Origin of the sequence: Foetidibacter luteolus, assembly GCF_009650435.1 — a bacterium.
Classification (GTDB): Bacteria; Bacteroidota; Bacteroidia; order Chitinophagales; family Chitinophagaceae; genus Foetidibacter; species Foetidibacter luteolus.
In genome coordinates this window covers 48,797-62,549 of record NZ_VVIP01000016.1, presented here as the reverse complement: position 1 = coordinate 62,549, position 13,753 = coordinate 48,797, and the positions used below count along the sequence as shown (strand labels likewise).

General features: G+C 42.8%; 12 protein-coding genes. 3 read left to right on the top strand and 9 right to left on the bottom strand.

What is annotated here, in order from left to right; translation table 11 throughout:
• Positions 1-43: 43 nt before the first annotated feature.
• The 6 genes from F0364_RS04940 to F0364_RS04915 form a co-directional block, all read right to left on the bottom strand.
• Positions 44-436, bottom strand: a complete 393-nt coding sequence (locus F0364_RS04940) for a hypothetical protein (RefSeq protein WP_153796652.1) — start codon at positions 434-436, stop codon at positions 44-46.
• 95 nt (positions 437-531) lie between these two features.
• Positions 532-1,143 carry an RNA polymerase sigma factor gene (locus F0364_RS04935; RefSeq protein WP_153796651.1) on the bottom strand — a complete coding sequence of 204 codons (612 nt, stop codon included), beginning with the start codon at positions 1,141-1,143 and terminating at the stop codon, positions 532-534.
• 961 nt (positions 1,144-2,104) lie between these two features.
• The gene (gene rpsP, locus F0364_RS29360) at positions 2,105-2,554 is read right to left on the bottom strand and encodes a 30S ribosomal protein S16 (RefSeq protein WP_306452323.1); all 450 of its coding nucleotides are present in this window, start codon (positions 2,552-2,554) and stop codon (positions 2,105-2,107) included.
• A 311-nt stretch (positions 2,555-2,865) separates the two neighbouring features.
• On the bottom strand, positions 2,866-3,840 hold the full coding sequence (locus F0364_RS04925) for a DUF1735 domain-containing protein (RefSeq protein WP_207632519.1): 975 nt from the start codon (positions 3,838-3,840) through the stop codon (positions 2,866-2,868).
• A 26-nt stretch (positions 3,841-3,866) separates the two neighbouring features.
• Positions 3,867-5,291: a SusD/RagB family nutrient-binding outer membrane lipoprotein gene (locus F0364_RS04920; protein WP_153796648.1), complete on the bottom strand. Its 1,425-nt coding sequence runs from the start codon at positions 5,289-5,291 to the stop codon at positions 3,867-3,869.
• A gap of 33 nt (positions 5,292-5,324) precedes the next feature.
• Positions 5,325-8,576 carry a SusC/RagA family TonB-linked outer membrane protein gene (locus tag F0364_RS04915; RefSeq protein ID WP_153796647.1) on the bottom strand — a complete coding sequence of 1,084 codons (3,252 nt, stop codon included), beginning with the start codon at positions 8,574-8,576 and terminating at the stop codon, positions 5,325-5,327.
• Between the two features lie 547 nt (positions 8,577-9,123).
• Between F0364_RS04915 and F0364_RS04910 the strand changes: the two genes are divergently transcribed.
• Positions 9,124-9,552, top strand: coding sequence for a CBS domain-containing protein (locus F0364_RS04910; protein WP_153796646.1), 429 nt, complete (start codon positions 9,124-9,126; stop codon positions 9,550-9,552).
• Between the two features lie 140 nt (positions 9,553-9,692).
• Positions 9,693-10,286 (top strand): porin family protein, encoded by a 594-nt coding sequence (locus F0364_RS04905; protein ID WP_207632518.1) that lies wholly within the window; start codon positions 9,693-9,695, stop codon positions 10,284-10,286.
• 432 nt (positions 10,287-10,718) lie between these two features.
• On the opposite strand, the gene F0364_RS04900 is transcribed toward F0364_RS04905, so the two are convergent.
• Both F0364_RS04900 and ribD read right to left on the bottom strand, forming a co-directional pair.
• Positions 10,719-11,324: an IMPACT family protein gene (locus F0364_RS04900; RefSeq protein WP_153796644.1), complete on the bottom strand. Its 606-nt coding sequence runs from the start codon at positions 11,322-11,324 to the stop codon at positions 10,719-10,721.
• Positions 11,321-12,391, bottom strand: coding sequence for a bifunctional diaminohydroxyphosphoribosylaminopyrimidine deaminase/5-amino-6-(5-phosphoribosylamino)uracil reductase RibD (gene ribD / locus F0364_RS04895; RefSeq protein WP_153796643.1), 1,071 nt, complete (start codon positions 12,389-12,391; stop codon positions 11,321-11,323). Before ribD ends, F0364_RS04900 begins: the two co-directional genes overlap by 4 nt.
• 44 nt (positions 12,392-12,435) lie before the next feature.
• Between ribD and prmC the strand changes: the two genes are divergently transcribed.
• On the top strand, positions 12,436-13,293 hold the full coding sequence (gene prmC / locus F0364_RS04890; RefSeq protein WP_153796642.1) for a peptide chain release factor N(5)-glutamine methyltransferase: 858 nt from the start codon (positions 12,436-12,438) through the stop codon (positions 13,291-13,293).
• A 55-nt stretch (positions 13,294-13,348) separates the two neighbouring features.
• On the opposite strand, the gene F0364_RS04885 is transcribed toward prmC, so the two are convergent.
• Entirely contained in the window at positions 13,349-13,747 is a 399-nt protein-coding gene (locus tag F0364_RS04885) for an ExbD/TolR family protein (RefSeq protein ID WP_153796641.1), read from the bottom strand.
• Between the last annotated feature and the right edge of the window lie 6 nt (positions 13,748-13,753).

Genomic DNA, 13,753 nt, shown 5'->3' with positions numbered 1-13,753 from the left:
AAGCCACCGGCTGTACTAATTCGCAGTTAGTGCAGCCAATTTTTTACATGCGGTTGTTGTTTTTCCGTAACATGCCTATTAAAGCCGGCATTGCATAAAATCCGTTTAATTCCAGCATTATACCTGTTAGTTTTTTAAAGCAGCCTGCCTGCATTTTCTCTTTTGTTGCTTCAGTATTAATGTAATGGTTGTTCATTATCCGGGCGGGCATTTTTTTTTGTATCAGTTTTTCATAAACGCTTTCCCACTTAACAAAAGAACCGGGAGTGTTCCCTGTATCCTCTGTATTCCACAATTTTTGCAGCTCTTCAGCAATCATATCTTTCTCCTGTAAGTCAAATAAAAGTTGCCAAAATTCAGTCAGCTCTCTTTCCGTGCAGTTGTTATCCAGGTATAGTTCAAGCAAATGTTCCAATCTTGAAGGGGAAGAAGGCATATGACAGCTTTATATCTCTATGACGCCTACATCTCTTCAAGGGTACCACCTGTTTTACATATTTTTTTAACAGCGCTTTGGCACACTTTAAGGTTTCAGTTAAGCCATGTTTCAATTTCGTGAGCATGCAAAAAACGCCTTACATGCTTTAATGTTTCTGCTATGGTATTACGTACTGTATTCCTTGAAAGCTGAAGCTTTACGGCAATTTCTTCATGGGTAAGCCCCTGCACCCTGCTTAAGGCAAAAACCATTTTTCGTTGGGGAGAAAGGTCGTTAAGGGCTTTATAAAAAATTTCATTGTATTCCCGTGTAAGTACATGGCTGTCAGTGCTGCAATCTATTGTGTTTTCCAGTTGGCGGCTGGCTATTTTCTGCAATCCTTTGTTACGTGCAACCACCCTGAAGTAATCAAGGGCTTTATTGTGCGCTACTTTGTGTAAAAAGGCATCCAGGTTTTTTATTTCGGGCAAAAGCTGCCTGCAAAGCCATATTTTAAGAAATACATCTACGGTTAATTCCTCAGCCGCTGTTTTACTTTTGGTTAGACGGAAAAGATAATTGTACAACTTGCTTTTGTGGCGGTTAAAGAGAAATTTAAACGCGTTTTCATCGCCTTCTGACACTTTTTGTAATAAGAAATTTTCATTTTCCATAGCAGCAATTTTCATGTAATCGTTTGCATTAAGGGTTAATAAATTATTCATTACCAATGACTTTTCACCGGTTATTATCCTTGCTTTTGCAATTACCCGCAAAAGCGGCAATGATTATTGTTTTATTTGTGCTATTTCTGCAGGCTTTTGCAGTGGCAACCAATGTCCGTGGCGGAATAGCAGTTAAAAGTTTCATATAGCATAATTATCAATCAAGTAGTGTGTAAACGTTTACATAGTACGTTTGGAGTATATGCTTACTTCGTTTACAATGTGAAGAAACTTCATTTTGAGCAATTACATTATTCAGCCTGTATCATAATCTTTTCAAAATGTTGCATTCTCATATTTTAAAGGTTATTATGTAAATGTTACACAGGCTTTTTGCTTGGGCACAAAGGCATTTACAGTGCGTTTTACCGTGAAAATACAAATGCGGATACCGGCGACTGGTTCTTTGTGGCATCGTTCCTTGCGTCGCAATCCGTTCATCGTTCGGTTCTATGGGCGGCTTTTCAGCCCCCGGTAGATAAGTTTTGCCGCCTTTGCCGCCAGAAATATTGCCGGCCTAAATGCCACGGAAGCGCGGAAGAGAAGGAGAAGTTGGGGGAAGTTATCCTCCTAATGATATCGAACAAGGAACAAGGAATGTTGAATGAAGAATGAAGTGCCCCCTACTCACGATTCACTACTCACCACTCACGATAAGAATATCGAACAAGGAACAAGGAATGTTGAATGAAGAATGAAGTGCCCCCTACTCACGATTCACTACTCACCACTCACCACTCACCACTCACCATTCACCACTCCTACCCGGGTCTGAAAAGATGCCATGAAAAACCAACCGATGAACGGATTGCGACGCAAGGGACGATGCTACAGGGATATATCGCTGGTATCTTAATGCATTTGGGGATGTGAGGTGGGCAAAGGAATGATGCTGTATGATATAAAATAAAAAGTCCCCGGCATTACTGCAAGGGACTTTAAATTTTTTCGGCAAACGCATTTAAGCTTCAGAAGCAGGGGCAGCCTCACTACCCTTATTCTCCACTTTTTTCACAAATGGTCTTGCACCACCCGGCTTTTTAGCACGCTGCTGCTTTTTGTGCTCTTCTGTACGTTTTTTCATAGTAGCTTCATGCTCTTCGTGCCACTTTTGGAATTTAACCATTGCAGTAGCTTCGTCGAACAAGCCAAGCTTTACACCACGTAACAGGTGCTTCAGGTACAATACGCCTTTAAATGAAAGAATGCGACGCACGGTATCGGTGGGTTGAGCACCTTTGTGCAGCCATTCCAGCGCTTTCTGACGATCTAACTGAATTGTAGCAGGTACGGTAAGCGGGTTGTACGTACCAATTTTTTGAATGAATTTACCATCGCGGGGCGCACGGGCATCTGCCACTACTATAAAGTAGAATGGCCTTTTTTTACTTCCGTGCCTTTGAAGTCTCATTTTGACTGCCATTGTAAATAGAAATTTAACGGCTTTTAAACCAGGTTAACAATAAATTGTACGCTGCGAAGGTAAGGGCTGTGACGGAAAAATCAAAGACTGCATTTTAGTGCTTTAACATTTTTTAAAAAACCCTGTTTAAAGTAGTCATTTTCTTACGCTATAATTGACTTTGATGTTTTCTTTATTCAGAATCTTTTTCTTTACGTCATTGCAATTTTTCTGACCCGAACGGTTCTATACAAATCAAGAAGAGGCTGTTCCATAGATGAACCAGCCTCTTCCATATCTTGATGTAGATTAGGTAAGTTTTATTCTCTTGGTCTTTCATATTTCCAAACCTCGTTGAACCTGCACCTTATGTGGGGCGGATCAGGAATAAAACTGGGTTGTTTCATGAAATACCTTATTTTGATTTCCCCATCGGCATATTGATTTTCGCCAGTAGGGTCTAGCTCTGCAGTTCTTGTATTAGGCGCTGGTTGTCCGTAATAGTTGGTTACACTTACAATTTTGTCCGTTTCAGGATCAAAATTTATCAGCAATCCAAAGTTGCCGTAATAAGACAGATCTGAAGGGTTGCCCGTAGTGCTAAACACAAAACCTACGCCCCCCAGTAAAACATTATCTACTACTACACATTGTGTAGGGCTTGTTGTTTGCAATTCCCACTCATAGGGGTAGAGCCCGGTAAATGCGGCATTTCCAGCATCAGTATAAGAACCTGTTACAGAATAAACACCATCCCACTTGTTTTTAACGCTAAGCAACACCAGGATAGAATCGCGGCCGCTGGTAATTTTGTTACCGCCAACTGCGCTTAGGCCAAAGCCAAGTGCATAGGTATGCTCCAGATTCCATTTAGAGCCATCCAGCTTTATTGTAAATTCCTTGGCAAATTGCCCGGCCTGCAGGGTAAAATCGTAGTTGTCGCCAGATCTTGCGATAGTGGGCTCGATGGCATACAGACTGTCGGGCAACACTTCAAAGTGTGTTCCGTTTTCATCATTGTACCGGTCAATCAAGCCGGGTGCCAGACTTACCGTAACCGGTGTACTGGAATTTGCCTCACCTTCGCTGGGAGCATCCTTTCTAAGGCTGAAGAGGTCAATTGTGCGCACCTCAGAAAATGGCGAGAAAAACAGCTTTTTTTGAGGACCATCCATGAATTTAATGAACGTGCTACCCTGGTCTTCCAGGGTTATTGTACTGTCTTTTCTGCAAGAAGTGGCCATCAATGAAACCAGGCCTGCAAAAAGAAAAAGTTTTAAATATTTATATTTCATAATTGATTTTGCTTTAGACATGAAAATTATTGATCCCACCAAACTTTAGCATCCTGGCTGTCTGCGCCGCCAGGCAATTCTGACACAGCCTTTTTAACATTCTCTGCATTTGAGCCATATTCATTTTGCCCATAAGCCAACCTTCTGGGAATTTGTTTTGAAGCATTTACCGCATCAGGCGCAGGAGTTAGCGTAGGTACTCCAGTCCTCCTCCATTCACTCCAACCCTGGATGCCATCAGGATAAAAAGCAATGTAGCGCTGTAAAGCAATATTCCTGATATTAGCCCCAGATCCGGAAGCAGCATTTAATGCCACGTTTGACTGGGTAAAATAAGAGGCCGAAGGTGCATTAACGCCCCACTGCTCAAATGATTTCTTTATTCCGTCTTCATAAACTGCTTTCATGTTCTCACTTGTCCAGCCTCTGTCAGCAGCTTCTGCACGGGCTAACGCAACATGGGCAGCGCCAATCATTACAACACTACTGTTCTCCTGCCTAAGTGAAGCATTCAATACATACGTCCATGTAGGGTTTCCGGATGTCCAGGGATCCACCTTATCGCGAGTCCAACCATAAGGTACTCCTACCGCAGAGGGGTTACCATTAACGTCTGAAGCAAAAGCATTTTGCCTTCCATCTGCAAGCGAAGTCATCAGTGCAGTCATAGTTGCGCTTTCCCCAACGTCTTTTCTTCCGTTGTATAAGTTAAACCAGGGACTTTTGAAATTACCACCGGGATAGTCCACTGTAAAGTTTTGACTGTTAGTGGCAATATACCCGGCAGCATCGCCAAGAGCGGCTTTAAACTCTGTTGCCGCATAATCTGAAGCACCAGGATACCTTTTAGACAACCTCATGGACATTATCATTCGCAATGAATTAGCTACCCTTTTCCAGGAAGCTATATCACCTGAAAAAATAATATCTCCTACAATTAGATCAGAGCCGCCAAATTGAGCATTGGCTGCCTTTAACTCTTCTATCAAGCCCTTATAAATGTCCTCTTGTTTGTCGTACACGGGCGGCTCTGGCTGCCCTTTTAAAGCGGCGCTGTAAGGCACATCGCCCCACCTGTCTGTCACGGTCCAAAAAATATAGGCTTTCAGGATACGGGCAACAGCGCTTTGGTTATTGTTGTTTTGCAAAGTGATATTTTGCAAATCATACAATATACCCGCGTACTCACCTGTAAAGTTTATCTGCTGCAAACTGTATAGCGACGCATCAGAATATTGTGTTTCTGAAAAATACTGACAATAATAGCCAGGCGTAGTTTGTACCTGGTAAGTGCTCAGGCTTGCTTCGGCGTTAGTAAGCAATGCTGCTATGTTAGGTTCAGCGACACCGTTAGGATTGGTGTTTGTATCACCAAAATCCTTTAATTTATTGCAACTCATTACCGAAATCGAAAACAGTAATAAGGCTGATAATATTTTGCTTTTATACATTTCTAATTATTTTATTTTTTGATTACCTCTTTTCTAAAAACTTACCCTGAGATTGAATCCCCAGCCCCTTGTTCCAGGAAACTGTCCAGATTCACCCGTTTCCGCACTGATTTCAGCAGGATCGAAGTCTTTAGTTTTTGCATATATCAACCAAGGGTTACGTGCCACCAGCGAGAATACTGCTTTGTTTACAACTTTATCAAAGCCTATCTTTTTAACGGGAATATCATAACCAAAGGATACTTCTCTAAGTTTTAAGAAAGTCAGATCGTAGATGTAAGGATCAAAAGTTTTGTTATTATACAACCCATGAAAATAATCCTGCGCTTCCACATAAACATCTTTTGGTTTGCCATCTGCATCAACACCAAAAACATGCACCCCACCGCCATCTGCTACCGCATCGCGTATTGGGTTTCCTTTGTCATTAATAGTAGCCGTCCTCTTTGTCAGGCCGGAATAAGAGCCCCACATGTCAGATAATGAAACGAATTTTCCGCCAACCTGATAATCCAGGTTTACGTTAACAATAAAATTCTTCAGAATGTAGAAGGAGTTTTGAACACCTCCGGTATATTGTGGTAATACACTTCCAAAATATACGGAAGGGTCATTAACATAAGCACCCGCATCGGTTATTTGCGGCTGGCCGTTTATCCTTTTAATACCATTACCAAATATCTGGCCCCATTGCATACCTGCCTGGTGTACCAAGTATGGCATGGTTGTTCCCCAAACCGCATCAATACTTGTAGTCCTGTCTGTTAAACCAGGGGCTATGCTAACAACCTTATTATCAAGAAGGTACCCCCAGGTTGCATTAATTTCCCATGCAAAGTTCTTTAACTGCAGGGGCTTGGCATTAAACTGAACATCTATGCCTTTCTTGTTTATCTGGCCGGTATTCAGGAGTTTCGAAGTAAAACCGGTAGCACCATTGGTAGTTACAGAATATGGAAGGTTTTTTTCTGTACCATCCCAGTAGGTAACACTAAAGCCAAAACGGTTTTTTAGGAAACGGAGTTCCAAGCCAATCTCTTTTTGTGTTTTAACTGCACCAGTTAATGCTGAATCCACCAACTGATCCGGGGTGTTCATCAGGAAGTTGCCATTCCACTGAAACTGGCCAAGGCCATATACCGGGCTGGGGTACCTGTATGCTCCAAATGTTGTTGATGTTGTTCCTAAAGCCCTGGGTATTTCACCCCATGCAGCCCTCACTTTTCCATAGCTCAACCAGGGAATAGCATTCTTTGTCAGATCGCTGAATATAAAGGATACGCCAAAAGACTTGGAAAAAACGTCATTATTGTTGGAAGGCAGCGTTGAATACCAATCGTTCCTCAAAGTAATATCAGCAAAAATTAAATTCTTGTACCCCACATTGCTGAGAAAGTAAAGAGCATTATATTTTTCAACCTGCCTGTAATTAGCAATAGATGCCGGATCTTTTGAGTTGGCCAGGGTAAAAAGGTTGGGGACATTAAGACCATTATTCGTGTTACCACCATTTGATTTTGAAGTCCAGCGGAAAAAGTCAGAGCCGGCATTCGCATTTACCTGGAAATCTTTGATGCGTTTAGAGTAGCTAACAAGAAATTCTATGTTCTCCCTGTTTGAATAGCTTTGACCGGTGGAATAATATCCCCTGGCTTCTGGTGTGTTACCGGTAGTTTGAAGGCCGCTGTTGTTCAAATCGCTGCTGTACATTTGTTCTGTCCATGCAGTGTTCTGCTGCTTTCTGTAAGTACCTCTAATCCTCAAATCGTTATTGAGCTTGTACGTTAAGGATACATCTCCGTACAATCTTTCGTAAGCTGTTGTTTGTTTAACCAAATCAAACCAGGTATAAAAATTATACCAGTAGTTACCGGCATAAAAACCGCGTGGGTTATTTGGATCGTAGCTGGTTGGGTTAGCGTGGTTCCAACTGGCATAGATACCCCCATAATCAGCAGTTCGTAACCCCCGTAATTCTTTCATAATATTCATGTCAAGATTACGGTGAAACCATTGGTTGAAGGAGCCTGTGCTTTGGTTTGAATAACCGTCGTCTTCTACCTGGCCATTAATCTTGGAACTTATATAGTTAACGTTTGCCCCAACGGTAAAGTGTTGATTAAGGTCAATAGTACTATTCAGGTTAAAAGTACTTTTACGAAGAGATGAAGTAGGTATGAGGCCATTAACACTTATGTTTCCATAAGACACCCTCAGGTTCATCATATCGGTAGCTTTTGAGAAACTTACCGTATTATTTAAAGTTAACGCTGTATTGTAAAAATCCCTCGCATTGTCTGGCTGAGGTACAAGACGTGCAGTTGTGTAAGAATGTCTTGAACCGGGATACCATGAATACCACGGAATATACTCCTGTCCAACCATTCTGGGGCCCCAGCTCGCATCGTCGCTATAATCATGATAATATTTTCCATCCAGGGCTTTCCATTCTTCAGGATGACCTGCTTGCCAGGTATATTTATACATGTCAGATACGTTACCCCCCGCATAGGAATTCTGGTAATTGGGAAGTATGTAAACATTGTCCCATTGTGCACCGGTATTAACATCTACACCAATGCCGGAAAAATTTTTTTTGCCCCTTTTTAAGGTAATAACAATAGCGCCGTTTGCACCCTGGCTACCAAATTGAGCAGACGCTGCGGGCCCCTGTAAAACCGTAACATCTTCAACATCGTCCATATTTACTCCATCTATATTGGGCAATATGGTACCGTCAACCACATAAATAATATCCTCGCTGCCACCAAAACCGCCTGCACCACGCAACCTAACACTACCCTGCCGGCCTAATGCTGCGGCAGACTGGCTTCTTACCTGCAAGCCTGAAACTTTGCCAGCCAGGGCATTATTAAGATTAGTTTGCCTGATTGTGTTTAGCTTTTCACCAGTAACGACTTGAGCATTGTAAGAAACGCTTCTGCCGGTAGCTTTGGTGTTATAAGCCCCCGTTACTACAACTTCAGCTAAATCATTACTTACTTCTAATGTAATGGCAAGATTGACTTCAGTTCCTACCGTTACTTTTTTGGGCAGATAACCAACACTGGAGATTTCAAGAACATCTCCGGCTTTCGCTTTAATTAAAAACGAACCCGTTGCGTCAGTAACAACGCCTGAACTGGTACCTGAAATTTTAACGGAAGCGAATGGAACCGGGTCCCCTTTTGAAGAAACTATCTTTCCAGGAATATCCCTGGATTGCGCTAATGAACTCAATGAAAAGAGCATTAGCATCATAAGCACGCTTACAATTTTTCTCATGTGACTATATATTTAGAATAAAAAACGCTCAAAAATAGGGATTTGAGAAATATTAGTTAAAATATTTTTCACACCGCCATTCTTTACTACTAATCATTGCTCTTTTTAAAAAAAAGAATATAAATTCTTGTCAACGAACCTATTACACGTAACTACTTTTATTTATAATAGATAACTATAACTGGACTTAACAATTGCATGTTTTCAATTCGATAAAGCAAATCCGGAAGAAAGAGCAGTAATAGGTCAAAATTTTTCTCATTTAGGTTTTGGTTTTAATAAATGTAATTCCTGAATCCTGTAACAAAACAATAGTACAGGCGTGTATGTAGAATTGGTTTTTCTAATTCTGAGACAAACAAACTTTAGTTTGTGCTGCACAAGATTAAAGAAAATTTAACCATTTTCTGCACTGAGCAAAAAATTTAATCTCAACTTCAGCACCACGACAGTATGCTTATTTTTTCCTTCCAAAAAAATAATTTCCCCCCATTTTTGTCTGTTTCATCTAATTGTTTTAACTTTTTCTTTCAAAATTTGCATGCCAATGAGAAATGTAGCGCACATCCTTTCCCGCAAAGGAAGCCGGGTTACCATTGTAACCCCAGGTACCACCGTATTAGATGCTTTAAAAATTATGGCAGACCAAAACATAGGTTCTGTAGTTGTAATGCTGGATGACAGATTTTTGGGGATTATGACAGAACGCGACTATTCCCGTAAAGTTATCCTTAAAGGCAAGTCCTCTACGGATACTACTGTTGAAGAAATCATGTCGTCAGACTTTCCGCCGGTAAGAAAAAACGACACAGTAGAATATTGCATGGAACGCCTGGCAGAACGCAACCTGCGTTACCTGCCCGTTATGGAGGCGGATAAACTTGCCGGTATTATTTCTGTTAATGACCTGGTTAAAGAAACCATCCTGGAACACGAAGAAACTATTTCACACTTACAAACTTATATTCAGTCATAGTACTTATTTAAAAAAATAGAGCTATGCCGCTGGGCATAGCTCCTTTTTCCCCGATCATAATCCGTTGCCTTTTGCAATCCCGTACCGGCATAATAACAGCCACTGCTTTTTTATTATTCTGCATATGCAGCAATAATGCTGTGTCTCAAACTTACCGCTATCATTATGTGGCCGGTTTTGAAACCGGGCCATCCCTGGTTGGATTAGGTAAACAACATGCGGGTACCCGCTTGCGCAGCACCCTGGGTTTTACGGGCGGTATTTTTGTGCAATACAACACCGGCCAGCACCTGTCTTTTAAAAGCAGCCTTTCTTTTGAAAGAAAAGGCGCCACAACAAAAGCACAGGGTATTGACGGCCAGGGCAATCCTGTCTCAGAAGTAAAGACCAGGTTCAACTTTAATTATCTAACCATTCCGTTATTGGTAAAAGCAAGTTTTGGCAAACGGGTTACCTGGTTTGCCAATGCTGGCCCATACACAGGCTTTTTAATGAACCAGGTAAACGTGGTATCAATAGATGGTTTGCCAACTACCCATACAGACAATAGCAGCCAGTACAAACCGCTGGACCTGGGTATTTCTGCCGGCGCAGGCATTTCTGTACCAGCCCGGCGTTTGTTTGATGTGTCTTTTGAAATACGCTACAACAAAGGGTTTATAAACATTTCTAAATCAGGCTCAGTTACCACTCGTGCGGTTCACTTTTTATTTGGCCTTGCTTACAAACTGTAAGTAAGTATCTGCGCTTACCTATTTTATTATTTATGGATTTTTTTTGGGGGGTGTCCCTCGTACCTCGGGCCGGGCTTTCCGCTCATACTCCGGCACAAGGCCCCTGCTGCAATGGCTTCACCGGGGTATCCGCTTCAATCCCTCACCCGAAAAACCGCTACCGGTTTGTTGATGAGTAAAAGTTTTGTGCAGTTAAAAGGATTGATACCCATTACTGCTTACGCAGTAAGCAGTCAATCTACAATGCGGGCAAGCTGAATAGCATTAATATAGCTGAAGGGATGCCGGATGGAAGTGGAAACCCCGCTGAGGGTTTTGTGCTAAGGTACTTGTGGCGGAGTTGTAACGGACAGCCGGGACCACAGCCTGGTAATGCGCAACAGCCGACAGCCCCAAAAACTAAATTTTAATAACGGTATGGCACTTACTTTATCAACACTTCTTTACTTCTACGCCGCGTATATGTAACAGCATCTGGGTCAATTCATCCAGCCGCTTTTTAGGGGTTTCTATTTTCATGCTGCAGAACAACTGCATTTCCTGTTCGATTATTTCGCAATTAAAAGCCTTTACCCAGCGCATCACTTCATTCATTTGGGTATAGTCGAACGTTACCAGCAGCTTTACGGTAACGGGTTTGGTAACTACGGGCACAAGCTGCAGGCTCATAGCGGTAGCGGTTTTATATGCGTTTATCAGGCCTGGCACCCCCAATAGTGTGCCGCCAAAATACCGCACCACCACTACCAGCACATTAGTGAGGCCCTTGCTGTCAATTTGCCCGAGAATAGGGCGGCCCGCGGTTCCGGATGGTTCGCCATCATCACTAACCCTAAAGTCGGTGCCATCCAGCCCCAGCCGGTAAGCAAAGCAATGGTGTACAGCTTTGGGATGCTCTTTTTTTAGCAGGGCCAGTTTGTCTTTAAACCCTGCGGCAGACTGTATAGGATAAGCGTACGCTAAAAAACGGCTGCCCCTGTCTTTAAATTCGGCAACGGATTGCTGGCTTAGTGTGGAATAATACTCGTTCTCACTCATTGGCGGGTGTAATAATTGATCTGGTCGCTAAAATATTGTTCTGAATTTTGCAATTGGCCGCTGTTTAAAACAGGCGCCGGCAAACCGGCGCCGGCAAATAGCCGCGTGTTGGTGATAACCCTTGCTTCGTCCCAGGCGCCTTCATCAATAAAAGACTGTAGTAACCTGGCGCCACCTTCCACAAAAATGCTTTGTATATCCATTTGATAGCAGGCATTTAATACCTGCTGTACCAGGCTTACCTCTTCGGTAACCTGGTAATAATAAGTTATACCGGGTTTTAGCTGCTGTGCTTTTTCGCCAAAATCAAGCGTATGACTGCGGCTGTTAAACACAATGGTTGGTTGCGGTGTGGTAAAGAGTTTTAGGTTCTGAGGCAGGCGTAGCCGCATATCTGTAACCAGGCGTATGGGGTTGCTACCGGGCCATAAACGTGTGTCCAGAAGTGGGTCATCCATCAAAGCGGTGTTGGTACCTACCAGTATAGCGGCTTCCCCGCTGCGCCAGCGGTGTACCAGCCGGTTAACATGATTGTTGGATATTAAAAGGCGCTGCGTTGAGTGGCCTGTAATTTTATGATCGGCAGTTTGCGCCCATTTTAAAACAATGTACGGCCTGTGCCGGGTATGGAACGTAAAGAAACGCCGGTTAAGCATCCTGCATTCGTTCTCCAGTACAGCCGTGATAACTTCTATGCCGGCCTGCAACAATTTTTCAATACCTTTTCCATTTACTTCTTTAAATGGATCCCTGCATCCTACCACCACCCGGGGTATGGCATTTTTGATGATTAAATCTGCACAGGGAGGTGTTTTACCATAGTGGGCGCAAGGCTCCAGCGATACGTAGATGGTGGATTGCGGAATTAAATGACAGTCTTCTGCGGCAACGCTGTTAATACAATTTACCTCCGCATGGGCCTGGCCATATTGCCGGTGGTACCCCTCGCCAATAATACGGCCCTGGTAAACCAGCACCGAACCTACCATAGGGTTTGGCGCTACATGGCCGGCCCCTGCCCGGGCCAGTTCCATACAACGTTGTATATATTGTTCGTGAACATTCATTGCAAACCGGGCAAAAATAATCTAATTGATACTAACATTGCAGTATGACGATACAGCAGGCATACCAGCAATTACTTTCCGCATTGTTTGACCTGTATGACGACCGGGAAGCAGCCAATATTGCCAACCTGGTAATTGAACATGTAACCGGCCAACGTAAAATAGACAGGCTGATGAATAAACTGCTACCCCTGAGCGGCCAGCAACAGCAAGATATAGAAACCCACCTGCAACAATTAGTAAGGCATGTACCCCTGCAATATGTATTGGGTGAAGCATGGTTTGCCGGGTTAAAACTTTTTGTAAACCCGCATGTTTTAATACCACGCCCAGAAACGGAAGAACTGGTGGAATGGATTGTTCAATCCGCGGGTAAAAAGGTAGCGCCAGCTATTCTTGATATTGGCACCGGCAGCGGTTGTATTGCACTGGCTTTAAAAAAGAAGCTGCCCTTAGCTAAAGTACATGGGGCGGACGTATCAGCAGGCGCATTGGAAGTGGCTGCAGAAAATGCTGCATTAAACAAATTAGAAATTTCGCTGCAGTTACTGGATGTTTTGGATGAAAACGCATGGTGCAGCCTCCCCAATTTCAACATTATTGTTAGTAACCCGCCTTATATAACGCATGCAGAAGCAAATGATATGGAAGCCCATGTTCTGGAGCATGAGCCACATACGGCTTTGTTTGTGCCTGATAACACACCGTTGTTATTCTACACCAAAATTGCTGACTTTGGGCTGGCACACTTAGCCCAAAAAGGAATGTTGTTTTTTGAAATAAACGAAGCCTTTGGCAATGAAACAGTGCACTTATTAAGAGATAAAGGCTACACTGACGTGGAACTGAGAAAAGACCTGCAGGGCAAAAACAGGATGGTAAAAGCAGTGTTAGCGGGTTGATACATACAGCATACCAACCTCATGTGTTTTGTTTTACTGCTTTATCAAGCCTTAACTATTTTACATTAGCCACCACTTTAGCACCAGCCCTTTTGGCGGCCTGCATAATGCGGAAAACCTCGCCGTAATAGGAAATCGTATCAGCATTGATAACTACGGAAGGCGTATCTACGGAAAGCCGGGCCCGCAATACTTCAGCCTTTATCAATGTGTCCAGCATATTGAGCTCCACGGCTTTTTGCCCTATGTATATACGTTGCTCCTTATCTATAGAAACAACAATATTCTGTTTGGCTTTGGTATCTTTTTTACCCGAAGGGTTGTTAACCTTAATAACATTCGGGTTGGCAAGGGTTGACACAATCAGGAAGAACAGCAGCAGTATGAACAATATATCGTTCAATGCGCCTGTATGTAATTCCGGGTGAGACCTTAACCGTTTTCTTATGTTCATGAAATG

Bases quoted from the DNA above. Each gene is read 5' to 3' on its own strand.
- F0364_RS04910 (WP_153796646.1), top strand. From the start codon at position 9,124: ATGAGAAATGTAGCGCACATCCTTTCCCGCAAAGGAAGCCGGGTTACC.
- F0364_RS04925 (WP_207632519.1), bottom strand. From the start codon at position 3,840: ATGAAATATAAATATTTAAAACTTTTTCTTTTTGCAGGCCTGGTTTCA.
- F0364_RS04885 (WP_153796641.1), bottom strand. From the start codon at position 13,747: ATGAACATAAGAAAACGGTTAAGGTCTCACCCGGAATTACATACAGGC.
- F0364_RS04920 (WP_153796648.1), bottom strand. From the start codon at position 5,291: ATGTATAAAAGCAAAATATTATCAGCCTTATTACTGTTTTCGATTTCG.
- prmC (WP_153796642.1), top strand. From the start codon at position 12,436: ATGACGATACAGCAGGCATACCAGCAATTACTTTCCGCATTGTTTGAC.
- F0364_RS04915 (WP_153796647.1), bottom strand. From the start codon at position 8,576: ATGAGAAAAATTGTAAGCGTGCTTATGATGCTAATGCTCTTTTCATTG.
- rpsP (WP_306452323.1), bottom strand. From the start codon at position 2,554: ATGAGACTTCAAAGGCACGGAAGTAAAAAAAGGCCATTCTACTTTATA.
- F0364_RS04900 (WP_153796644.1), bottom strand. From the start codon at position 11,324: ATGAGTGAGAACGAGTATTATTCCACACTAAGCCAGCAATCCGTTGCC.
- ribD (WP_153796643.1), bottom strand. From the start codon at position 12,391: ATGAATGTTCACGAACAATATATACAACGTTGTATGGAACTGGCCCGG.
- F0364_RS04940 (WP_153796652.1), bottom strand. From the start codon at position 436: ATGCCTTCTTCCCCTTCAAGATTGGAACATTTGCTTGAACTATACCTG.
- F0364_RS04935 (WP_153796651.1), bottom strand. From the start codon at position 1,143: ATGAATAATTTATTAACCCTTAATGCAAACGATTACATGAAAATTGCT.